The 22,029-nt window shown below is 63.6% G+C and carries 25 protein-coding genes; 9 read left to right on the plus strand and 16 right to left on the minus strand.

Going from position 1 to position 22,029, the window contains the following annotated elements:
- Positions 1-143 precede the first annotated feature (143 nt).
- A complete protein-coding gene (gene mvaT, locus ACTORR_RS08815) occupies positions 144-521 on the plus strand; it encodes a histone-like nucleoid-structuring protein MvaT (protein WP_099815758.1) in 378 nt (125 codons plus the stop codon).
- A 67-nt stretch (positions 522-588) separates the two neighbouring features.
- Here mvaT and sbcB read toward each other — a convergent pair whose 3' ends face one another.
- From sbcB to ACTORR_RS08830, 3 genes are all read right to left on the minus strand, one after another.
- Complete coding sequence (sbcB, locus tag ACTORR_RS08820) at positions 589-2,028, minus strand: exodeoxyribonuclease I (protein WP_286934497.1); 1,440 nt, start codon at positions 2,026-2,028, stop codon at positions 589-591.
- 45 nt (positions 2,029-2,073) lie between these two features.
- Complete coding sequence (locus ACTORR_RS08825; RefSeq protein WP_054885065.1) at positions 2,074-2,433, minus strand: PilZ domain-containing protein; 360 nt, start codon at positions 2,431-2,433, stop codon at positions 2,074-2,076.
- 124 nt (positions 2,434-2,557) lie between these two features.
- On the minus strand, positions 2,558-2,944 hold the full coding sequence (locus ACTORR_RS08830) for a hypothetical protein (protein ID WP_099815760.1): 387 nt from the start codon (positions 2,942-2,944) through the stop codon (positions 2,558-2,560).
- A gap of 181 nt (positions 2,945-3,125) precedes the next feature.
- Here ACTORR_RS08830 and pyk point away from each other — a divergent pair, with 181 nt between their 5' ends.
- Complete coding sequence (gene pyk, locus ACTORR_RS08835; RefSeq protein ID WP_054885067.1) at positions 3,126-4,580, plus strand: pyruvate kinase; 1,455 nt, start codon at positions 3,126-3,128, stop codon at positions 4,578-4,580.
- 123 nt (positions 4,581-4,703) lie between these two features.
- Here pyk and ACTORR_RS08840 read toward each other — a convergent pair whose 3' ends face one another.
- Positions 4,704-5,624 carry an iron-sulfur-binding ferredoxin reductase gene (locus ACTORR_RS08840; RefSeq protein WP_286934494.1) on the minus strand — a complete coding sequence of 307 codons (921 nt, stop codon included), beginning with the start codon at positions 5,622-5,624 and terminating at the stop codon, positions 4,704-4,706.
- Positions 5,625-5,874: 250 nt separating this feature from the next.
- On the opposite strand from ACTORR_RS08840, the gene ACTORR_RS08845 reads away from it, so the two are divergent.
- Positions 5,875-7,398 carry a fumarate hydratase gene (locus ACTORR_RS08845; protein WP_054885069.1) on the plus strand — a complete coding sequence of 508 codons (1,524 nt, stop codon included), beginning with the start codon at positions 5,875-5,877 and terminating at the stop codon, positions 7,396-7,398.
- 298 nt (positions 7,399-7,696) lie between these two features.
- Here the strand turns inward: ACTORR_RS08845 and ACTORR_RS08850 are convergent, their stop codons facing one another.
- A complete protein-coding gene (locus tag ACTORR_RS08850; RefSeq protein ID WP_099815763.1) occupies positions 7,697-8,569 on the minus strand; it encodes a carbon-nitrogen hydrolase family protein in 873 nt (290 codons plus the stop codon).
- Positions 8,566-9,156, minus strand: coding sequence for a GNAT family N-acetyltransferase (locus ACTORR_RS08855; protein ID WP_286934071.1), 591 nt, complete (start codon positions 9,154-9,156; stop codon positions 8,566-8,568). Before ACTORR_RS08855 ends, ACTORR_RS08850 begins: the two co-directional genes overlap by 4 nt.
- A gap of 115 nt (positions 9,157-9,271) precedes the next feature.
- Here ACTORR_RS08855 and ACTORR_RS08860 point away from each other — a divergent pair, with 115 nt between their 5' ends.
- Entirely contained in the window at positions 9,272-9,670 is a 399-nt protein-coding gene (locus ACTORR_RS08860) for a nuclear transport factor 2 family protein (RefSeq protein ID WP_054885072.1), read from the plus strand.
- On the opposite strand, the gene ACTORR_RS08865 is transcribed toward ACTORR_RS08860, so the two are convergent.
- The 6 genes from ACTORR_RS08865 to ACTORR_RS08890 all read right to left on the minus strand — a co-directional run bounded on the left by ACTORR_RS08865 (position 9,667) and on the right by ACTORR_RS08890 (position 14,409).
- Positions 9,667-10,245 carry a DJ-1/PfpI family protein gene (locus ACTORR_RS08865; RefSeq protein ID WP_054885073.1) on the minus strand — a complete coding sequence of 193 codons (579 nt, stop codon included), beginning with the start codon at positions 10,243-10,245 and terminating at the stop codon, positions 9,667-9,669. The two genes, ACTORR_RS08860 and ACTORR_RS08865, sit on opposite strands and share 4 nt — an antisense overlap.
- A 50-nt stretch (positions 10,246-10,295) precedes the next feature.
- Positions 10,296-11,453 carry a phospholipase D-like domain-containing protein gene (locus ACTORR_RS08870; protein ID WP_054885074.1) on the minus strand — a complete coding sequence of 386 codons (1,158 nt, stop codon included), beginning with the start codon at positions 11,451-11,453 and terminating at the stop codon, positions 10,296-10,298.
- 1 nt (position 11,454) lies between these two features.
- The gene (locus ACTORR_RS08875) at positions 11,455-12,036 is read right to left on the minus strand and encodes a YceI family protein (RefSeq protein WP_099815764.1); all 582 of its coding nucleotides are present in this window, start codon (positions 12,034-12,036) and stop codon (positions 11,455-11,457) included.
- A 44-nt stretch (positions 12,037-12,080) separates the two neighbouring features.
- A complete protein-coding gene (locus ACTORR_RS08880) occupies positions 12,081-12,377 on the minus strand; it encodes an amidase (protein WP_286934069.1) in 297 nt (98 codons plus the stop codon).
- Positions 12,374-13,453, minus strand: coding sequence for a serine hydrolase domain-containing protein (locus ACTORR_RS08885; protein ID WP_286934068.1), 1,080 nt, complete (start codon positions 13,451-13,453; stop codon positions 12,374-12,376). The genes ACTORR_RS08880 and ACTORR_RS08885 overlap by 4 nt, the downstream gene beginning before the upstream one ends.
- A 68-nt stretch (positions 13,454-13,521) precedes the next feature.
- Entirely contained in the window at positions 13,522-14,409 is an 888-nt protein-coding gene (locus ACTORR_RS08890; RefSeq protein WP_054885078.1) for an acyl-CoA dehydrogenase, read from the minus strand.
- Positions 14,410-14,556: 147 nt separating this feature from the next.
- Here ACTORR_RS08890 and olsB point away from each other — a divergent pair, with 147 nt between their 5' ends.
- Positions 14,557-15,312 carry an L-ornithine N(alpha)-acyltransferase gene (olsB, locus tag ACTORR_RS08895; RefSeq protein WP_054885079.1) on the plus strand — a complete coding sequence of 252 codons (756 nt, stop codon included), beginning with the start codon at positions 14,557-14,559 and terminating at the stop codon, positions 15,310-15,312.
- On the plus strand, positions 15,312-16,100 hold the full coding sequence (locus ACTORR_RS08900; protein WP_262108731.1) for a lysophospholipid acyltransferase family protein: 789 nt from the start codon (positions 15,312-15,314) through the stop codon (positions 16,098-16,100). Before olsB ends, ACTORR_RS08900 begins: the two co-directional genes overlap by 1 nt.
- Positions 16,101-16,231: 131 nt before the next feature.
- Here ACTORR_RS08900 and ACTORR_RS08905 read toward each other — a convergent pair whose 3' ends face one another.
- Complete coding sequence (locus tag ACTORR_RS08905) at positions 16,232-16,813, minus strand: acyl carrier protein phosphodiesterase (protein ID WP_054885081.1); 582 nt, start codon at positions 16,811-16,813, stop codon at positions 16,232-16,234.
- A gap of 152 nt (positions 16,814-16,965) precedes the next feature.
- Here ACTORR_RS08905 and ACTORR_RS08910 point away from each other — a divergent pair, with 152 nt between their 5' ends.
- Both ACTORR_RS08910 and ACTORR_RS08915 read left to right on the plus strand, forming a co-directional pair.
- Positions 16,966-17,268 carry an ArsR/SmtB family transcription factor gene (locus ACTORR_RS08910; protein WP_286934064.1) on the plus strand — a complete coding sequence of 101 codons (303 nt, stop codon included), beginning with the start codon at positions 16,966-16,968 and terminating at the stop codon, positions 17,266-17,268.
- Between the two features lie 17 nt (positions 17,269-17,285).
- Positions 17,286-18,335, plus strand: a complete 1,050-nt coding sequence (locus ACTORR_RS08915; RefSeq protein ID WP_054885083.1) for an alkene reductase — start codon at positions 17,286-17,288, stop codon at positions 18,333-18,335.
- Between the two features lie 39 nt (positions 18,336-18,374).
- Here ACTORR_RS08915 and ACTORR_RS08920 read toward each other — a convergent pair whose 3' ends face one another.
- The 3 genes from ACTORR_RS08920 to ACTORR_RS08930 all read right to left on the minus strand — a co-directional run bounded on the left by ACTORR_RS08920 (position 18,375) and on the right by ACTORR_RS08930 (position 21,215).
- On the minus strand, positions 18,375-19,196 hold the full coding sequence (locus ACTORR_RS08920; RefSeq protein WP_054885084.1) for a hypothetical protein: 822 nt from the start codon (positions 19,194-19,196) through the stop codon (positions 18,375-18,377).
- Positions 19,197-19,283: 87 nt separating this feature from the next.
- Positions 19,284-20,279, minus strand: a complete 996-nt coding sequence (locus ACTORR_RS08925; protein WP_054885085.1) for an NAD-dependent epimerase/dehydratase family protein — start codon at positions 20,277-20,279, stop codon at positions 19,284-19,286.
- 45 nt (positions 20,280-20,324) lie between these two features.
- The gene (locus ACTORR_RS08930; protein WP_054885086.1) at positions 20,325-21,215 is read right to left on the minus strand and encodes a LysR family transcriptional regulator ArgP; all 891 of its coding nucleotides are present in this window, start codon (positions 21,213-21,215) and stop codon (positions 20,325-20,327) included.
- 90 nt (positions 21,216-21,305) lie between these two features.
- Between ACTORR_RS08930 and ACTORR_RS08935 the strand changes: the two genes are divergently transcribed.
- A complete protein-coding gene (locus ACTORR_RS08935; protein ID WP_054885087.1) occupies positions 21,306-21,905 on the plus strand; it encodes a LysE/ArgO family amino acid transporter in 600 nt (199 codons plus the stop codon).
- Positions 21,906-22,029: the final 124 nt, after the last annotated feature.

The raw sequence follows: 22,029 nt of genomic DNA on the forward strand, positions 1-22,029 counted from the left end.
GCCTTATGTAAAATTTTCTTAATCTTGAGATATTTTGTCACAGGGCTAATAACAGTTAAGTACTGAATAATATGTTTACTTGAGAGTATCGCCTGTCTATTATTGCCTCACACATTTCTGAACACGCATTAAAGGAACACTCCATGTCCCTGATCAACGAGTACCGCGCTACCGAAGAAGCCATCAAGGAACTTCAGGCCCGCCTGGCCAACCTGTCGCAGGATGACAAGCTGAAGAAAGAACTGGAGTTCGAAGGCAAACTGCGCAACCTGATGGGCGAATATTCCAAGTCGCTGCGCGACGTCATTGCCCTGCTCGACCCAGAGTCGAAACTGAGCAAAGGCCCACGCGGTGCAGCGAAACCTGTTGCTACCAAGCGTGCGCGCAAGGTCAAGCAATACAAGAACCCGCACAACGGTGAAGTGATCGAAACCAAAGGCGGCAACCACAAGACCCTGAAAGAATGGAAAGCCAAATGGGGCGGCGACGTGGTTGAAAGCTGGGCGACCCTGCTGGACTGATTGTCCGCAGCAACGCTGCTACATATACCAACAAGAACGCCGGCATGATGCCGGCGTTTTTGTTTGTTCATTCAACACTGATGGCAAACTGCTCAGCCAAGTTGCGGGCATGCGCCTGCCACGCCGCCAACACCCGCCGTCCGGCCTCGTCGGCGTTGGCCCAGGCGCTCAGCCTGGCCTGCTCGAAATCCCCCAGCGTGTTCGGTGCGCCCCACTGCGGGTCGCTCAGGCGTCGCTGGCAGAAGCCATACCAGCGTTGGCGCTCTTCGCTGTTCAGGGTCTGCGGGAAGTTACGGGCGCGATACCGGAACAGCAACTCCGGCAGGCGCGAATCATCGAACATCCAGTGGCCATGCGCTAACTGGGCAGGGTCCAGCGTACGAACTTGCTCGCACAAGCGACGGTCGCGATCACCGATGAAACCGTCATACAACTGCTGTTCCGGGTCTTCCACCGCAGCGAAATCTTCCTTGCCATAGATAAACTCCAGCTTGTCTTGCCACAGCGCCTGTTGCTTAGCCAGTTGTTCAGCACGTGATTGCACCTGTGGCAAATCGATGCCCAGTCGCTGCTGATCGGCAGGGCGCAATACCGAAAGCGGAGCCACTACGGGGCAGCGATTGATCTGCACCAACTTGAGCGGAACCGGTAATTGCCCCTCGGACAATTGCTCATGCCGCGTGTACAAACGCTCGCGCAGTACCTCGGCACTTTCCCTTATTAACGGTAGGGTTTCCTGGTGCAGGTCGCATACAATCAGTGCATTGCGATTACGCGGGTGCCAGGCCAACGGCAAGACCACGCCCAGATAATTACGCGCCGCAGAAAAACGCCCAGATATATGCACCATCGGCTGCAACAGGCAGATCTGTTCCATCACTTTGTGCTTGCTGCGCAACTGGAACAGCCATTCGTACAACTTGGGTTGTTTCTGCCTGATCAGGCGTGCCAAAGCAATGGTGGCCCGTACGTCGGAAAGCGCTTCATGGGCATGCCCGTGGTCGATGCCATTGGCCTGGCTGAGCAATTCCAGGCGCAGGCTGGTGCGCCCGTCCTGTTGTGGCCAGACGATACCCTCCGGGCGCAGGGCATAGGCAGTGCGCACCACGTCGATCAGGTCCCAGCGGCTGTTGCCGCCCTGCCACTCGCGGGCATAAGGGTCGAAGAAGTTGCGGTACAGGCTGTAGCGGGTGACTTCATCGTCAAAACGCAGGGTGTTGTAGCCGGCGCTGCATGTGCCGGGGCGCGCCAGTTGCGCGTGCACCCGGGTCATGAACTCGGCTTCGCACAAGCCCTGCCTGGCGAGTTGCTCGGGGGTGATACCAGTGACCAGGCAGGCCGCCGGGTGCGGCAGAATATCGTCCGAGGGGCGGCAGTAGAGGTTGATCGGTTCTTCGATCTCGTTGAGTTCGAAATCGGTGCGCACACCTGCAACCTGCAGCGGCCGGTCGCAGCGCGGGTTGATGCCTGTGGTTTCGTAGTCGTGCCAGAAGATGCTGGAAGTCACGGGGTCGTCCTGTTTCAAGGTCGACCGATTCTAGCGGAGACAGGCTCAGGCGGAAGCGTTGGCGGGGCGGAAACTGAAATAGTCGCGCAGCGAGCGGACGAATTCGTCGTATTCGCGCGGCGCCTGCAACAGCATGAAGCCAGAATCGTAGTGGCCCGGGGTCTGGTCTTCCCGGCACCACAGGCAGCTGGCGGTCAGGTTGATGAACTGAAACCCGCCACCCGCCAACGGCAGGCGCAATTGCAGTTCAAAGTCCGGCCCGACCAGCACGGGTAGCGAGCTGATCAGCATGATGCCGTCTTCGGAGGCATTGCCCAGCTGACCGATCGGCTGATCGGTGAAACGGTTGTAGACCGTCAGCACACAAGGCAACTGATGGCGTTCGATATGGCGCTGGATGAACATGATAGCGAGTGCAGTCCTGTACCTGGTGCCAGGAATGCGAGGTACTGGCGGTTGCTGTAACGACTGAGTTACAGATTAGCGCAGCAGCCCGGGCAAATCCCGTGAAATTAGAGACACCTTGGTGTTAACGCCAAGTGGGGGTAGTCACCGGGTTGGTCACTGCCGCCTCCCCACCCCGGTAGTGACCGAGCTTCTGCAGGGTCTCCAGCCGCGCCTTGGCGCGATAGGCGTATTCATTGCCCGGGTACTGCTGGATCAGGTACTCGTAGGTTTGCGCGGCATCCACATAAAGCATGTCACGCTCAAGGCATTGACCGCGCAGCAGCGACACTTCCGGGTGGATGAACGGCCGCGCACGGCTGGTGCGGTCGACCTGCGACAACTCCAGCATGACCTTCGAACAGTCGCCCCGGTCATAGGCGCGGTAGGCGTTGTTCAGGTGGTGGTCCATGGACCAGCGGGTGCAGCCGACGGTGCTGGCCGCCAGGGCAATGATGATCAGGGCGCGCATGGGGTATCTCCTTTGATGCCAGTGTATCGGCCATTGCCGGCAAATCTTCACAGCGTTTTGCAAGGATACTCCCACCCGTTCAAATGCCACCCTGCATCGGCCGCAGGTAGTGCAACGGAACAATGACTACAGCGTAATTGAGGAGTAGCCTTTCGCTGCGCTTCACTATAGGAGTCTGTGCATGAGCATCCGCCGTACCAAAATCGTCGCCACCCTTGGCCCCGCCAGCAACTCGCCGGAAGTGATCGAACAGCTGATCCTTGCCGGCCTGGACGTGGCACGCCTGAACTTCTCCCACGGCACGCCGGACGAGCACAAGGCACGCGCCCGCCTGATCCGTGACATCGCCGCCAAGAACGGCCGCCATGTCGCACTGTTGGGCGACCTGCAGGGTCCGAAGATCCGCATCGCCAAGTTCGCCAACAAGCGCATCGAACTGAAGATCGGTGACAAGTTCACGTTCTCCACCGCCCACCCGCTGACCGAAGGCAACCAGGACATCGTCGGTATCGACTATCCCGACCTGGTCAAGGACTGCGGCGTCGGTGACGAACTGCTGCTCGACGACGGCCGTGTGGTCATGCGCGTCGAGACCGCCACCGCAGATGCCCTGCACTGCGTGGTGATCATCGGTGGCCCGCTGTCGGACCACAAAGGCATCAACCGCAAAGGTGGCGGCCTGACCGCTCCGGCCCTCACCGAAAAAGACAAGGCCGACATCAAGCTCGCCGCGGAAATGGACCTGGACTACCTGGCCGTCTCGTTCCCGCGTGACGCCAGCGACATGGAATACGCCCGCAAGCTGCGTGACGAATCTGGCGGCAGCGCCTGGCTGGTGGCCAAGATCGAACGCGCCGAAGCCGTTGCCGACGATGAAACACTCGACAAGCTGATCCTCGCCTCCGACGCCGTCATGGTTGCCCGTGGCGACCTGGGTGTGGAAATCGGCGACGCCGAGCTGATCGCCATTCAGAAGAAGATCATCCAGCACGCCCGCCGCAACAACAAGGCGGTGATCGTCGCGACCCAGATGATGGAGTCGATGATCCAGAACCCGATGCCGACCCGCGCCGAAGTGTCCGACGTGGCCAACGCCGTACTCGACAACACCGATGCGGTGATGCTGTCGGCCGAAAGCGCCGCAGGTGCCTACCCGATCGAAGCCGTACAGGCCATGGCGCGTATCTGTTCCGGTGCCGAAAAGCACCCGACCAGCCAGAAGTCCAGCCACCGCCTGCACACCACCTTCGAGCGCTGCGACGAAAGCATCGCCCTGGCGGCCATCTACACCGCCAACCACTTCCCGGGCGTGAAGGCGATCATCGCCCTGACCGAAAGCGGCTACACCCCGCTGATCATGTCGCGCCTGCGTTCGCACGTGCCGATCTTCGCGCTGTCACCGCACCGCGCCACCCAGGCCCGCGCCAACATGTTCCGCGGCGTCTACCCGATTGCCTTCGACCCGGCTTCGCTGCCGGCCGACAAGGTCAGCCAGGCGGCCGTCGACGAGCTGCTCAAGCGCGGCCTGGTGGAGCAAGGTGACTGGGTAATCCTGACCAAGGGCGACAGCTACCACACCATCGGTGGCACCAACGGCATGAAGATCCTCCACGTCGGTGACCCGATGGTCGGTTGATCTGCTCCAAATGGGGCCGCTTTGCGGCCCAATCGCGACACAAGGCCGCTCCTACAGGCGATTGCATTTCCCTGTAGGAGCGGCCTTGTGTCGCGAAAGGAGGGCAAAGCCCTCCCTGCTCATTCAGGCATGCTCGACGAACACATCGGCAAACACCTGCCCCCGCGGCACCCCGGCAATGAACAGCCGCCGGGCAAACCGCTCGACGCGTCCCGGCGCCCCGCACACCAGCGCCACTGTCTGCCGCGATGACGGCCGCAACCCCGCCAGCGCCTCCTCCATCTGTTCCGCCAGTACCAGCTCGACCGTCACCCCCTGCAGTTGCATCAGCGACTCAGCCATGTAGTGCCCTGCGTTGTCCCGCGCCACATGCATTACCCGGATCTCCGCTTGATGCCCCTGGCGCAACGCTTCGCGCAAGATGCCCCATAACGGCGCCAGGCCAGTGCCCGCTGCCAGCAGCCAGAGCGGCCGCGCCTGCCAGTCCGGGTCGTAATGCAGCGCCCCGCCCCGCAACTCGCCCAGGCGCAACTGGTCGCCCACCTGCAACCCACGCGCCTTGTCGCAAAAGGCACCGGGATGCTGGCAATCGATATGAAACTCGAGGAAGTCATCCTCCCCCGGCAAGCTGGCAAGTGAGTAAGGCCTGGCAACAGCGCCATTCCACAACACCACATGCTGCCCCGCCTGATAACGCAGCGCCCGCTCCGGTCGCAGCCGCACGCGCAGCACATCGCCAGACCAGTCGACCGCGCACACCTGTGCCGGCACCCCGTCCTGCTGCGGGTCGAACACGGCCACCCGCAGGTCCTCTACCACCTGGCACTGGCAGGCCAGGCGCCAGCCCAGGGCATGTTTGTCGAGCGCCAGGGCCTCGGGCAAGGCGTCCGCCGGCTGCCCTTCCAGGCAATGCACCAGGCAGGCGTGGCAACTGCCGGCACGGCAGCTGTAGGGCACATTCAGCCCGGCACCGTTGAGGGCATCGAGCAGGTTGCTGCCGTTCGGCACCGCCCAGCGGCGCTCGCCCACGCAAAGTTCGGGCATGGTAAGTCTGTCTCCGTCGATCATCGAGTCACTGTATGCCAAGCGCGCATTGGCAGCAAAAAGGATGCCTGCCAGCTGCCGACCATGGTCCAGACCACGCGCAGGTGTTTCGCGCGGTGAGGCGCGCTATACTGCCGCGCCCTTTTGCGTCGGCCAGCCTGCCGGCGCGCCTTGCAAGGCGCTTCGACACGCTGGTCGGCACCGTCGAGCGTCTTTTTGAATGTTCCCGTCTTTAAGAGGAGCGCGCTGCATGACCGTGATCAAGCAAGACGACCTGATTCAGAGCGTCGCCGACGCCCTGCAATTCATTTCGTACTACCACCCCGTCGATTTCATCCAGGCGATGCACGAGGCCTACCTGCGTGAAGAGTCGCCTGCGGCACGCGATTCGATCGCCCAGATCCTGATCAACTCGCGCATGTGCGCCACTGGCCACCGCCCGATCTGCCAGGACACCGGTATCGTGACCGTGTTCATCCGCGTGGGCATGGACGTGCGCTGGGACGGCGCCACCATGAGCGTCGACGACATGATCAACGAAGGTGTGCGTCGCGCCTACAACCTGCCTGAAAACGTCCTGCGCGCTTCGATCCTGGCCGACCCGGCCGGTGCCCGCAAGAATACCAAGGACAACACCCCGGCCGTCATCCACTACTCCATCGTCCCTGGCGACAAGGTCGAAGTGGACGTTGCAGCCAAAGGCGGCGGCTCGGAGAACAAGTCGAAGATGGCCATGCTCAACCCGTCCGACTCGATCGTCGACTGGGTGCTGAAGACCGTTCCCACCATGGGCGCTGGCTGGTGCCCGCCTGGCATGCTCGGCATCGGCATCGGCGGTACCGCCGAGAAGGCTGCGGTCATGGCCAAGGAAGTGTTGATGGAGTCCATCGACATCCACGAACTGAAAGCCCGTGGCCCGCAAAACCGCCTCGAAGAGATCCGCCTGGAGCTGTTCGAGAAGGTCAACCAGCTGGGCATCGGCGCCCAGGGCCTGGGCGGCCTGACCACGGTGCTCGACGTCAAGATCATGGACTACCCGACTCACGCCGCCTCGCTGCCGGTGTGCATGATCCCGAACTGCGCCGCCACCCGTCACGCCCACTTCGTGCTCGACGGCAACGGCCCGGCCGAGCTGGAAGCGCCGTCGCTGGACGCCTACCCGGAAATCGTCTGGGAAGCCGGCCCAAGCGCCCGTCGCGTCAACCTCGACGACATCACCCCGGAAGAAGTCGCCAGCTGGAAACCGGGCGAGACCATCCTGCTCAACGGCAAGATGCTCACCGGTCGCGATGCGGCCCACAAGCGCATGGTCGAGATGCTCAACCGCGGTGAACAACTGCCGGTAGACCTCAAGGGCCGCTTCATCTACTACGTCGGCCCGGTCGATCCAGTCGGTGACGAAGTGGTAGGCCCAGCCGGCCCGACCACTGCCACCCGCATGGACAAGTTCACCCGCCAGATCCTTGAGCAGACCGGCCTGCTGGGCATGATCGGCAAGTCCGAGCGTGGCCCGACCGCGATCGAAGCGATCAAGGACAACAAGGCCGTGTACCTGATGGCCGTCGGCGGCGCCGCCTACCTGGTGGCCCAGGCGATTCGCAAGTCGAAGGTCCTGGCCTTCGCCGAACTGGGCATGGAAGCGATCTACGAGTTCGAGGTCAAGGACATGCCGGTGACCGTCGCCGTCGACAGCAACGGTGAGTCGGTGCACATCACTGGCCCTGCCCTGTGGCAGAGCAAGATTGCCCAGAGCCTGGCAGTCGAAGTGAAGTAAACCTGTTGTAAAGGCGGCGCCTGCTTCGCGGGCACGCCCGCTCCCACAAGTACAGCTCGAGCCTGAAGGCTACGCTGTATCTGTGGGAAGCCTGCTGTAACGGCGGCGCCTGCTTCGCGGGCACGCCCGCTCCCACAAGTACGGCTCAAGCCTGAAGGCTACGCTGTATCTGTGGGAAGCCTGCTGTAACGGCGGCGCCTGCTTCGCGGGCACGCCCGCTCCCACAAGTACGGCTCAAGCCTGAAGGCTACGCTGTATCTGTGGGAGCGGGCGTACCCGCGAACAGGCGCCGCCGCTCTCACAGAAGCCTCTCGAACTGTTCCGGCCAGTCCCTGCGGGTAAACACTTGCCCCTCCCGCCTCACCCGCCGCACTTCCTCAAGATCCACCTCACACACCAGCCACTGGCTGCTCACCGGGCTCATCGCCCCACTCAGCGCAACCACCCCGTCCCCCGGCATCCCATGATCCGGCGGAACGAACAGCCCAGCCCGGCCGATGTTCTCATCCAGTGCCGGCGACCAGGGCGCCACCCCTACCGTCGGGCTTTGCAACACGGCTACCTGGTTTTCCAATGCCCGTGCCTGTGCGCCAATGCGCACCCGGTGGTAACCCGCCTCGGTGTCGGTACAGCTCGGCGCCAGGATCAGGTCGGCACCACCTTCGGCGAGGCGCCGCGCCAGCATCGGGAACTCGTTGTCGTAACAGATCAGGATGCCCAGGCGCCCAAGATCAGTGTCGAACACCTGCAGCCCCTCTCCGGCAGCAATGCCCCACTGCTCCCGCTCGAAGCGGGTCATCATCAGCTTGTCCTGATAACCGAGTTTGCCCTTTGGGCCGAACAGCCAGGCCCGATTACGGTACTGCCCATCCAGGTCGAGCACCGGCAGGCTGCCCGGCTGCAGGTAGATGCCCCAGCGCCGGGCAATCCCTTCGCACAGCGCCAGCCACGGCTCGATGAGCGGCTGGATGCCGGCGATCGAAGCCTTGAGGTCACCCCGCTGCTCGGCCGGCAACTGGCCGCTAAGCACCAGCCCGGCGTATTCCGGCAACAGCAGCAACCGGGCGCCCGCTTCCACCGCCTCGGCGCACAAGGCCTGCAGATGGTCGGCATAGGCATCCCAGGTTTCATGCAACTCGATGGCGTACTGGCAGGCTGCGAGACGAATCAAATCGGCAGCTCCTTGGTCCAGAACGACAGGATCTTTTCCGAGCTTTCCTGCTCGTCCAGGTCGCGCCAGGCATAGCGGGTGCGCAGGGAAGGGTCGTGCAGGAAGCCACGATTGCGCCAGAACCCATGCAGCGGCTTGTAATCCGCAGGCCGGCGCGGGTGTCCTCCCGGTCGCTCGACGGCACAGAACGCGCAGAAGTCGAACTCGGCCAGCTTGTGGGCATAGGATTCGCGCTCGATGAAAAAGCGCACGCCCAGGCCGCGGCCACGGTACTCGGGCAGCACCAGTGACTCGCCGAAGTAGTAGACGCTTGCCGGGTCGCGCCCCAGCGCCAGGAACGGCTGCTGGAACTCCGGGGCTACGTCCACCAGCGGCAGGGCGGTCGAGGCGCCAATGACCTGGCCGGCATCCAGGGCCAGCACCACCAGGCTGCGCCCGGAACGGGCATAGCTGGCCAGGTAGTCGGCCTCGTACTCCGGGGTACCGTCGTACAGATAGGGAAACTCGCGAAACACGGTCAGGCGCAGGCGAGCGAGGTCATCGATGTGAGGCGCGATAGCGGCGCCGTGCAACAGGCGTATTTCCATGCTTGGCGGTCGTTTTGTCGATGTGGATGACGCGCTCGGCTAAGCCGGGCTTGAGGGGAAACCCTATCATCCGAGCCAACGCACCGCCTTTTCCCTACACGACAGGTATTGTTCCATGACCGCTACCGAACTGGTAAATGCTTACTACGCCGCCTTCAATGCTGGCGACATGCCGGCCTTCCTGGCACTGCTCAGCGAAGACGTGATCCACGACATCAACCAGGGCGAGCGGCAGATGGGCAAAGCCAGATTCGCTGCGTTCATGGACAAGATGAACCGCTGCTACCGCGAGCGCCTGGCCGACATCGTGGTGATGCAGAACGCCGACGGCAGCCGGGCGGCTGCGGAATTCACCGTGCATGGCCAATACCTGGCCGACGACGAAGGGCTGCCGGCAGCCAATGGCCAGACCTACGTGCTGCCGGCGGGGGCCTTCTTCTACATTCACTGCGGCAAGATTGCCCGGGTGACCAATTACTACAACCTCAACGACTGGGTCGAGCAAGTCGGTTAAGCGATCCGGGTACCCAGTACCTTGAGGAAAGCGGCCAGCCATGCCGGGTGCGCCGGCCACGCCGGCGCGGTCACCAGGTTGCCATCGACGTGCGCCTGGTCCACCGCGATATCGATGAACGTGCCACCGGCCAGGCGTACTTCCGGCGCACAGGCCGGATAGGCACTGCACTCGCGCCCTTCCAGCACACCCGCCGCCGCCAACAACTGCGCGCCATGGCACACTGCGGCAATCGGCTTGCCCGCCTGGTCGAACGCCCGAACCAGTTCCAGCACCTTCTCGTCCAGGCGCAGGTATTCCGGCGCACGGCCACCCGGGATCAGCAACGCGTCGTAACCCTCGGCCCGCACCCGCACGAAATCATAGTTGAGGGCAAAATTGTGCCCGGGCTTTTCGCTGTAGGTCTGCTCGCCTTCGAAATCATGAATCGCCGTGCGCACGGTCTGCCCTGCGACCTTCTCCGGGCACACCGCATGCACCGTGTGTCCGACCATGCTCAGGGCCTGGAACGGCACCATGGCCTCGTAGTCTTCGACATAGTCGCCCACCAGCATGAGAATCTTCTTCGCCGTCATCGCACCCACTCCTTCGATTGCCTTGGACAGTCACTGCACGATAGCCGCTCTCAGTCGCGCCGGTCGAGCAAGTTGACCACCAGCCGGTCCAGCCAGCCCCATACGCGCTGCTTCACCCGTCGCCACAGCGGGCGGGCATGCCAGTGGTGAAGGTCGACAACCTCGCTCAAGGCGAAATCACGCTCGAAGCTGGCCTGCACGGCAGCCGTCAACGGCGGGTCCAGGGCCTCGATGTTGGCCTCCAGGTTGAAGCGCAGGTTCCAGTGGTCGAAATTGCACGAGCCAATACTGACCCAGTCGTCGATCAGCACCATCTTCAGGTGCAGGAAGCACGGCTGGTATTCGTAGATGCGCACCCCGGCGCGCAATAAGCGGGGGTAATAGCGATGCCCGGCATAACGCACAGAAGGGTGGTCGGTGCGTGGCCCGGTCAGCAGCAGCCGCACATCGACGCCTTTGCTGGCAGCGCGGCGCAACGACCGGCGCACGCTCCAGGTCGGCAGGAAATAGGGCGTGGCCAGCCACACCCGCTGTTTGCCACTGTTGATCGCCCGCACCAGCGAATGCAGGATGTCCTGGTGCTGACGGGCGTCGGCATAGGCCACGCGGCCCATGCCTTGGCCCTGCACCGGCACCCTTGGCAGGCGCGGCAGGCCAAAGCCTTCAGCCGGGCGCCAGGCGGTGCGGCGGTTGTTGGCTTGCCACTGGCGATCGAACAGCAACTGCCAGTCGCTCACCACTGGCCCTTGCATCTGCACCATCACTTCGTGCCAGGCGCTGGCCGGCTCACCTGGCGTCCAGAACTCATCGGTGACGCCCGTGCCGCCCACCACCGCCCAACGTTCGTCCACCAGCAAGAGCTTGCGATGGTCGCGATACAGGTTGCGAAATCCCCGCTTCCAGCGCAGGCGGTTGTAGCAGCGCAAGTACACCCCGGCTTCCACCAGGCGCTGGCGCAACGCTGCGGTAAAGGCCAGCGAGCCGTAGTCATCGAACAGGCAACGCACGCGTACGCCACGCAAAGCCACCTGCTCCAGCGCCTCTACCACAGCCTCGGCACATGCACCCGCCTCGACCAGATACAGTTCGAGGTCGACCTGGAACTCGGCGCGCATGATCGCCTGGAGCATGCGCGGAAAGAACTCGGGGCCGTCGATCAGCAGTTCGAACTGATTGCCACCCCGCCATGGGAAGACCGGCCCCGACATGTCAGCGGGCGTTGAAGATCAGTACCGCATTGACCGGTACCGACGGGTTGATGGATTTCAGCTTGGCGAACGTGCGCAGGCTTTCCAGCCCCGGCAGCAGGCCGAAGTCCGAGGCCCGCAACACCAGCGGTTCGAGGGTCACCACCTGAAAGCGCCGCTCATCCAGGCGAGTGGCCAGCAACAGCGCGTTATAACTGTGCGACTGGCCATGCAGGGTGACCGTCAGCGGCAGGCGCAGCTCGATTTGTGCGCCATCGGCCAGGTCGTTGATCGGCCGCAGGTCGATCTGCGCCTTCACGTTCGCCTCGGCGAAGCGCTGCACCTCGAACAGGTTGTCGCGCATCTGCTCGTCACGCAGCGGGATGCCACTGCTCACCGAGTCCATCTCGATACGCAGCGCTGCCGCACCTTTGCGGTCGACGCTGCCGTGCAAGACCAGGAAGCGATGCACCTCGGCAGTGTCCCCGTTCTTGCCGGTGACGAACGACAGGCGTGAGGACTCGCCATCGAGGTGCCAGTTGGCGTGGGCGGGCAGGCACAAAGCCAGCAGCAGGGCAGGCAGGATACGGGGCAGCTTGAACATGGCAGGTCTCGTGAAACTTGACCGCCAACCTTACCCGCCCGTCCTCATGGCAGCAAGCGGCAGCCCGCCTGCGCGCCCTGCCAGACCGCCTGGTTGCGCTGGCCAAGGCCTTCGGCGCGGACACGCCGCTGTGGGCCGTCTTCCTCCAGCCGGCTCAGGGGCAACCATTGCTTCACATAACCCCGGCAATAGGCTTCGTCGAAGCCCATCACGAAGCGGCACGAGCAGTATTCCTTGGCCGAATAGGCCGAGAGGATGCCCGGGAAGTCCGCCAATGCCTGGCGCTTCAGCCATGCCCAGCCAAGCAAGGCGACGATCATCAGCAACAGCACGCGCTTCATGCGCCCTCCCTGGTCAGTGCTGCGAGCACCCGCTTGAGCAGTTCGTTATGGCGGTAGCTGCCGTCGCGGTCATCGGCATAGCGCACGATCACCAGCTTCTGCGACGGCACGATATACAACGCCTGGCCCCAGTGGCCGAGCGCCGCATAGGTATCGGTCGGGGCGTCGGGCCACGGTGTCGGGCTTCCTGCCAGTGGCAGGTTGAGCCACCAGTGGCCGCCCGGGGTGGGTTCACCGGCTACTGCGGCGGCCTGGGTGAACGCTGTGCGGTTGAACGCAACCCAGCTTGCTGGCAACAGCGGGTGCCCTTGCCAGCGACCATCGCGTTGCATCAACAAACCGATGCGCGCCAGGTCGCGGGCACTGAGGTAGAGGTAGGAAGAGCCGACGAACGTGCCCTCGCCATCACGCTCCCACACCGCGCTATCGATGCCCAGCGGGGTGAACAGCGCTTGCCAGGGATAGTCGGCATAGGTACGGGCATCGAGCATGCCGCGCAGTGCGGCAGCCAGCACATTGCTGTCGCCGCTGGAGTAGAGAAAGCGCTGGCCAGGCTTTTCGGCACTGGCGCGGGCAGCGGCATAAGCCGCCATGTCGTCGCGCCCGCGGGTATAGAGCATGGCCACCACCGAGGACTTCAGCGGTGCGTACTCGTAGTCTTCCTGCCAGTCCAGGCCACTGGCCCAGTGCAGCAGGTCGGCCAGTTGCACATCAGGGTGGGCCTGCATCGGCGGGTAGAAGCGTGCGGCCGGGTCCTGCAGCTGGAAGCGGCCTTCACCCTGGGCCACGCCGAGCACGGTGGCCAGCACGCTCTTGCTGACCGACCAGGTCAGGTGCGCGGTATTGGCGGTGGTGGGGGCGTTGTAGCGTTCGTGGAGGATGCGACCGTCACGGATGATCAACAAGGCGTCGGTGCGGATGCCGCTGCGCTCGCTGGCGTTGCGCTCCGGAAAAGCGTAGGCATCGACGGCTTGCCAGTCGAGGGCAGTGTCGTCGACTGGCCAGTCCGGTTCCGGCCAGACCTCGGCCCAGGCGGGGCACACAGCCAATGCAAGACTCAGAAGCAGTGCTTTCATCGTTATCGCCCAAGTGTGGGCTGCGAAGCGGCCCCAGGATCCAAAAGGTCCCCCAGTTTTTCAGGCTTTCATGACAGCCCTGCTGCCAACCAGGCCTTGGCCAGGCGCTTTTCCCGCGCCGCAGTGGCCAATGCAAGCACCCCCTGATCGCGCTGCCAAAGTTGCGCCCACTGCTCCGGCCCTGCCAGCAGCGCCTTGTCGATTGCCCCGCGCAGCTCCTGAAACTGCGAAAACAATCCCCCCAGCAACAGGTGGCAGCCGACGCTGTCAGCGCACTGTCGGCTACCCTCGGCACATGCCGCCAACAGCCCCAGTAGACGCAGGCGCAGCTCCTGCGGCCAGCCACACTCCTGCCCTACCCCGTAAAGCCAGGCGGTCAGCGCCGCGAGCACGTACAAGTCTTCCAGCGAGCGGAACGGTTTGACGTAAGCGTCCCAGCCATCGCCAGCCAGCAGCTCGCACGCCGCGTCCTGCAAGTGCAGGCGACCATGTCCTACTTCGGGCATCAGCGGCAGGGTCGGCAATGCGTCCAGCGTAACCCCGGCCTCCCCCGGGTAGACCACCGCCAGACTCAGCCGCGGCGCTTCACCCAGCGCTTCGCTGCGTGCGGCCACCAGCAGCCACTCGGCATCCAGGCCGGCGGTGACGAAATCCTTGGCGCCATTGAGGCGCAAACCGACCAGCCGGGTATGCATGTCTGCCGGGCGCACGCTGCGCCGCTCGGTGGCGCACAGCGCACCCAGGCTGGCCGGTGCGCTGGGCCAGAGCACGCGCAAGGCAGCTTGGTAACCGATGAGGAACGCCAGGCCTGGCGTGGCCATGGCGCGGCCGCCCAGCACCGCCAGTTCGAACGGGGCTACCGCGCCAAGACGTTCGAGCTGCGCGGCATAGGCCTCGCCCAAAGTGCCGGAAAGGGGCTGGCGGAGGGGGTCGTTGAGTCGTTGCAACCAAGCCATCGGACGCTCCTTCACGGGGGCTGTCGGGGTGTGTCATGCAAGCATCACCAAAGGTTCACAGGGGTGACACCGCGCCTACCTAGGCTGACTTTGCACAACAAAGCCGACCGGCCGCAACCTTTCATGGCTGGCTTATGGAGACTCGTAATGACTCGGATCGCTCACTCTGGCGACAACAGCACTGAACGCCGTCTGCAAGCCGAACGCCTGGTCGGCGCTGCGGCCCTGCAGGAAGCCCAGGCCCTGCGCTACAAGGTGTTCAGCGCGGAGTTCAAGGCCAAGCTCAAAGGCGCCGAACTGGGCCTGGACATGGATGACTACGACGTACATTGCCGCCACATCGGCGTGCGCGACCTGAGCACTGGCGAGTTGGTGGCCACCACGCGCCTGCTCGACCACCAGGCAGCCAGCAGCCTGGGGCGCTTCTACAGCGAAGAAGAATTCAGCCTGCATGGCCTGCTGCAACTGCAGGGCCCGATTCTCGAACTCGGCCGCACCTGCGTCGCCGCCAACTACCGCAACGGCGGCACCATTGCCGTGCTTTGGGGTGAGCTGGCGGAGGTGCTCAACGAGGGGCGCTACAGCTACCTGATGGGCTGCGCCAGCATCCCCATGCAGGACGGCGGCATGCAAGCCCACGCGGTCATGCAGCGCCTGCGCGAGCGCTACCTGTGCACCGAGCACCTGCGTGCCGTGCCGAAGAACCCGCTGCCCAGCCTGGCCCTGCCGAACAACGTGATCGCTGAAATGCCGCCACTGCTCAAGGCCTACATGCGCCTGGGCGCAAAAATTTGCGGCGAGCCGTGCTGGGACGAGGATTTCCAGGTCGCCGACGTGTTCATCCTGCTCAAGCGCGACGACCTCTGCCCGCGCTACGCCCGCCACTTCAAGGCAGCGGTCTGATGCCTGGCCTGCGGGTAGTCGCCCGCCTCTGGCGGCTGCTGCTGGTATTGTCGCTGGGCATGCTCATGGCCGGTGTCATTGCCGGGGGCGAACGCTTGGGCATCAAGGCTTCGATCGAGCTTCGCCAGCGCTGGTCCTGCTGGTTCATGAAACGCCTGGTCGCCGCCTTGCCCTTCGAGGTACGGGTAATCGGTGAGCTGCCAAAACAGCCGATGTTGTGGGTCAGCAACCACGTTTCCTGGACCGACATTCCCCTGCTCGGCATGCTGCTGCCGCTGTCGTTCCTGTCCAAGGCCGAAGTGCGTCACTGGCCGGTGGCCGGCTGGCTGGCGGAAAAGGCCGGCACGCTGTTCATCCGCCGCGGTGGCGGCGATGGCCAACGCCTGCGCGAACAGATCAGCGAGCAACTGGGCCAGGCACGGCCACTGCTGATCTTTCCCGAAGGCACCACCACCGACGGGCGCCAGTTGCGCACCTTCCACGGTCGTCTGCTGGCCGGGGCCATCGACCAGGGCGTGGCAGTGCAGCCGGTGGCCATCCAGTACTTGCGCAATGGCGAGGCGGACCCGATTGCGCCATTCATTGGCGACGATGACCTGGTTTCACACCTGATGCGCTTGTTTGCCGAGCCACGGAGTGAGGTGTGCATTCACCTGTTGAAGCCGATTGGCAGCATCGAGAAGGAACGTGCGGCGCTGGCATTTCAGGCGCAACAGGCGATTCACATGGCGTTGTTCGGGGCTGAGGAAGTGGCGGTGATGCCTCGGCGTCAGGCACGCGCTGCTTGATTCATGGATTGCCTGCACTGGCCTCTTCGCGGCTAAAACCGCTCCCACAGGTACATCAGAGTTTTCGAGCCTGTGGTGATCCTGTGGGAGCGGCTTTAGCCGCGAAGAGGCCAGCACAGGCAGCACAAGACTTAGCTATCAAAACGCCTCGCTGCAGCAAACGTCTGCAGCTGTGGATAGAACGCTCTGAAATCCGCCAGCAACGGTTCATACAACCGCTCCAGCTCATCCATCACCCCGGCCATTCCTTGCGGCCGCGACAATCGTCGGGCAATGCCGTTGAACACCTGCTCCAGCGCGGCAAAATCGCCATACGCCCCCAGCCAGTCATCCGCTGCCATGAACGGCGCAATCCGCGCCAGCCGCCCCGGCAACTCGGGCTCGGCCAGCAACACCCGGTAGAAATCACCGGTGAACTGCACCAGCGGCTGCTCAGCGTAATCCCCCCAGTGCCGCGCCAGGCAATGGTCGAAAAACACATCCAGGACGATCCCGGCAAAGCGCCGCCGCTCCCGCGGAAAACGCGCCAGCGCTGCCAGCACCAAGGGGTGCTGGTCGGTGTAGCTGTCGATATGCCGATGCAGCCGGATGGCCGCCTCCAGCGCAGGCGGAAAGCGCCCCTCCAGCGAGCCTTTGACGAAGTCGCCATACAGGCTGCCAAGCAGTTGCTGCGGCGCCGGGCCGCCCAGGTGCAGGTGTGCAAGGTAGTTCATGGGCGCAGTCTAGCACTCCCGGCCCGTATATCGTTATAACGCGATATAGCGATTCGCGCCAAGCTCAGAACTTCTTCATATTTGTATATCGCGAAATAACGATGTTAGTTTCGCCATATCGCGATACACCGCTACAGCACGAGCCTCCATCCATGCCCCTCGATCTCGACGAAATCATAAAAGCACTGGCCCACCCGGTCAGGCGAGAAATCCTCAGCTGGCTGAAAGACCCGGCAACGCAATTTCCCGACCAGCACCACAGCACCGAGAACGGTGTCTGCGCCGGGCAGATCGACCAACGCTGCGGGCTGTCGCAGTCGACCGTCTCTGCTCACCTGGCCACCTTGCAACGGGCCGGCCTGATCAGCAGCCAGAAGGTCGGCCAGTGGCACTTCTTCAAACGCAACGAAGCCACCATCGAGGCGTTCCTCGAACAACTGCGCCAAGCGCTTTGACAAGGCAGGTAACCGTTATGACCACGCTTTTCGATCCGATCCAACTGGGCGACGTACAACTGCCCAACCGCATCATCATGGCCCCGCTGACCCGCTGCCGCGCCGACGAAGGCCGCGTGCCCAATGCGCTGATGGCCGAATACTACGTGCAGCGCGCCAGTGCCGGCCTGATTCTCAGCGAAGCGACATCGGTCAGCGCGATGGGCGTCGGCTACCCCGACACGCCCGGCATCTGGAACGACCAGCAGGTGCGCGGCTGGCATAACGTCACCCAGGCCGTGCACGGCGCTGGCGGGCGCATTTTCCTGCAGCTGTGGCACGTTGGCCGTATCTCCCACCCCAGCTACCTCAATGGCGAACTGCCCGTAGCGCCCAGCGCGATCCAGCCCAAAGGCCACGTCAGCCTGGTGCGCCCGCTGAGCGAGTACCCGACCCCGCGCGCCCTGGAAACCGAAGAGATCGCCGACATCGTCGAGGCCTACCGCAGCGCTGCCGAGAATGCCAAGGCCGCCGGTTTCGACGGCGTGGAAATCCACGGCGCCAATGGCTACCTGCTGGACCAGTTCCTGCAGAGCAGCACCAACCAGCGTACCGACCAGTACGGCGGCTCGCTGGAAAACCGTGCGCGGCTGCTGCTGGAAGTGACCGATGCAGCTATCGACGTGTGGGGCCCAGGTCGCGTCGGCGTGCACTTGGCACCACGTGCCGATGCCCATGACATGGGCGATGCCGACCGCGCCGAGACCTTCACCTACGTGGCGCGCGAACTGGGTAAACGCGGCATTGCCTTTATCTGCTCGCGGGAGAAGGAAGCTGACGACAGCATCGGCCCGCTGATCAAGGCGGCATTCGGTGGCCCCTATATCGTCAACGAACGCTTCGACAAGGCCAGCGCCAACGCTGCCCTGGCGGCGGGCAAGGCAGATGCGGTGGCGTTCGGCGTGCCGTTCATAGCAAACCCAGACCTGCCGGCGCGGCTGGCGGCGGATGCTCCGCTGAACGAGGCACATCCGGAGACGTTCTATGGCAAAGGGCCAGTGGGCTACATCGACTATCCGCGCCTGTAACCGAGCTCGTCGGGGGCCGCAAAGCGGCCCCCGACAGGTTCAAGGCCGGGAATTGATCTGCTGCTGCAGGTTCTGAATCTGACTTTGCAGGGTATTGAAGTTGCGCGTGGTCTGCCCGCGGAACGCATCGAACTCTTGCACCGTCGCGCCACTCGATGACGCCGTGCGGTTTTCCATCTGGGTCTTGAGCACCAGCACATCCTGCTCCAGGCTTTCCACTGCCGCTTTCTGGTTGCCCTGCTTTTTCAATGCGGCCACTTCATCGCTCAGGTTCTTCAGTTGGCCATCGAGCTTGCCGCCATCCACTTGCCCCGACTTCAGCGCCGCCAACTCAGCATTCACGGCCTTCAACTGGGCCTGCAGTTGCGTCTGCAACTCGGTCACCGCTTTCTGCTGCTCACGGGTATCGGCCAGCACCTGCTCCAGGCGCTTGCCCAGGTCACCCGCCTGCCCGGCCACACCTTGCTGCTGCTTGCCCTGCTCGGCCAGGCTGGCCTGCAACTGACGAATCTGCAGCTTCAATGCTTCGCTGCCGGTGGCAGTCGATGACTCGCTGGCATCGACCTTGCCGCTGATGGCCTGCAAACGCCCGGCAGCTTCTTCGCTGATCCGCGCGAAGCTTTCCTGGGTGGCCACCAGTTGCTGCTCCATCAGCGAGATCTGCTGAAAGCTCCACCAGCCCAGCCCTGCCAAAGCGATCAACGACGCGCCCAGCAATGCCCACAGTGGCCCATTGCTGGCGGGCCTGGCGGCCTTTTGGCGGCTGCGCGCGACGTGCGCGGGCAGCAACTCGTCGTCGTCGGGGGTACCCGCCCGCAAGGTAGGCACATCATCGAAATCGTCGTGGGGATCGTTACGCATAGGTGGCTTCAACCGCGGTGGTAGCAAAGAGACATGAGTATAAACCGCTCGTGCGGCGCACTGATGACCATCATCTGTCGATCGGGTTCACTGGCCCGGCGGTTGATGCTTCCACCAGGCACAGAATTCATCCAGAGCGGTCCACAGGCTGACCTTGGGCTGATAATCCAGATATTGACGGGCGCGGCTGATGTCCAGGGTGAAATCACGGCTCATGACCTGCATGCCCAGACGCGACAAAGTTGGCTGCGGGCGCCCGGGCCACAGCATGCAGGCGGCTTCGTTCAGCGCCGCGAGGCTGTAGGCCAGGCCGTAAGGGCGGTAGCGGGTAACCTGCGGCAGCTGCATCTGGCGCATCACGTAGTTGACCACGTCCCACAGCGGCAGCGGCTGGCCATTGCTGATGTTGTAGGCCTGGCCCAGTGCACGGTCTTCGGCGAACAGCGCGCTGAGCAGCGCCTCGTTGAGGTTGTGCACGCTGGTGAAGTCGACCTTGTTCAGGCCGTTGCCGATGATCGCCACACGGCCCTTGCGCTGCATCTGCATCAAGCGCGGGAAGATACTTGCATCACCGGCCCCGGTAACGAAGCGTGGCCGCAGCGCCAACACCTCCAGGCCGAACTCCTGGGCCCCGAAGACTTTCTGCTCGGCGATATGCTTGGTTTGCGCATAGTGGTCGTGAAAACGACGCGGCACCTGGTCTTCCCGGATACCCAGGCGCGAACGCCCATTGAAATAGATCGACGGCGACGACAGGTGCACCAGGCGCCGCACATGCTCCTTGAGGCAGCCCTCGACGACGTTTTCCGTGACCACCACATTGCCTTGATGGAAGTCCTGGTAGCGCCCCCAGCTGCCCACTGCCCCCGCGCAATGCACCACCGCCTCGACGCCTTGGCACAGGCGGCGGGCCAGTTCAGGGTCACCCAGGTCGCCAGGGATGAACTGTGCACCACGTTTGACCAGGTGCTCCACGCCTTCGGCGCGCCGGCCGCTGACCCGCACAGCCAGGCCTTGCTCCAGGGCAAAGCGCGCAAAACGCCCGCCAATGAAGCCGCTCGCGCCGGTGACCAGAATTTGCATGTATGACTCCGCCTTGATTTCAGATGCAACAGACGCCAGCCGCCGCTACAAGGGCACCAGCCAATGCCGTGCCGTGTGCCGCAGGTGTTCGGTCAGTTGCGCGAGCAGGTGCCCGCCGTTGCGCCAATGATGCCAGTACAACGGCACATCGATGGGGGTATCGCTGCAGATTTCCACCAGTTGGCCATTGGCCAATTGCTCACGAGCCTGCAATTCAGGCACCAGACCCCAGCCCAGACCGGCTTCGGTCATGCGCAGGAAACCTTCGGACGACGGGCATAAATGGTGCAGGAAGCCGTCCTCGATCCCCAGCGAAGCCAGGTAACGGTGCTGCAGGAAATCGTCTGGCCCGTAGACGATGGCCGGCGTGCGGGCCAGCCGTTGCGCCGCGAAACCCTGCGGGAAATTCCGCGCCATGAACCCTGGGCTGGCGAGCGCCCGATAGCGCATGGCGCCTAGGGGCAGGCTGCGTGCGCCAGCCACTGGCCGCTCGCTGCCGCACAGGCAGGCCGCCACTTCGCCCGCACGCATGCGCTTGAGGCCAACCTCCTGGTCTTCAACCACCAGGTCGGTCAACAGCTGATGCTCGGCGCAGAATGTTCCTACTGCACCGGCCCACCAGGTCGCCAGGCTGTCGGCGTTCAGGGCGATGCGCAGACGCTCGGGCATGCCTTCCTCGTCCAACGCTGGCACCTGGCGTTGCAAGTCACGTTCGAGCAGCCGTACCTGCTGCACATGGTTGAGCAGTTGCCGGCCGACTTCGGTCGGGCTCGGCGGTGCAGCACGCACCAGCACCGGTTGGCCGACCCGCGCTTCGAGCAGCTTGATGCGTTGCGAAATGGCCGACTGAGACAGCCCAAGCACCTGCGCGGCACGTTCGAAACCGCCTTGCTCGATCACCGCCGCGAGGGCAGCCAGCAGCTTGTAGTCGAACATCGATTTTCCTAATGATGGATCAGCGTTATTTGTTTTTCTTATACAGCCTCACTCGCCACAATATCCAGCATCTTGTTTGGAGTATTCGCCATGTGGCAAAGCTATCTCAACGGCATGCTGGTGGCCTTCGGCCTGATCATGGCCATCGGTGCACAAAACGCCTTCGTCCTCGCCCAGAGCCTGCGCCGCGAGCATCACTTGCCGGTGGCTGCGCTGTGCATCGTATGCGACGCGATCCTGGTGGCGGCCGGGGTGTTCGGCCTGGCCACGGTGCTGGCGCATAACCCGACGCTGCTGGCGATCGCCCGCTGGGGCGGCGCAGTGTTCCTCATCTGGTACGGCGCCAAGGCCCTGCGCAGCGCTTTCTCCAAGCAGAGCCTGCAGCATCAGGAAGGCCAGGGCATGCGCTCGCGCCGGGCGGTACTGCTGAGCGCACTGGCGGTTACCCTGCTCAACCCGCACGTGTACCTCGACACCGTGCTGCTGATCGGCTCGCTCGGTGCCCAGCAGACGGCCCCAGGTGCCTACGTGGCCGGGGCGGCCAGCGCATCGCTGCTGTGGTTCTCAACGTTGGCGATCGGCGCCGCTTGGCTGGCGCCATGGCTTGCCCGGCCAGCGACCTGGCGCATGCTCGACCTGATGGTGGCGGTTATGATGTTCGCTGTGGCTGCGCAGTTGGTGTTCAACTGACCTCGGACTTGGCACAACATTTTCAGCGCCTGTGAAATCGAGCGCCGCGCGGGCGGCGCTCGATCTCACAGGCAACACAAACATCAAGACAAGCACCCGGGCAAACACCGCCGGTCGGCAGCCG

It is taken from the genome of Pseudomonas sp. SAR267, assembly GCF_052077595.1.
Taxonomy (GTDB): domain Bacteria; phylum Pseudomonadota; class Gammaproteobacteria; order Pseudomonadales; family Pseudomonadaceae; genus Aquipseudomonas; species Aquipseudomonas vlassakiae.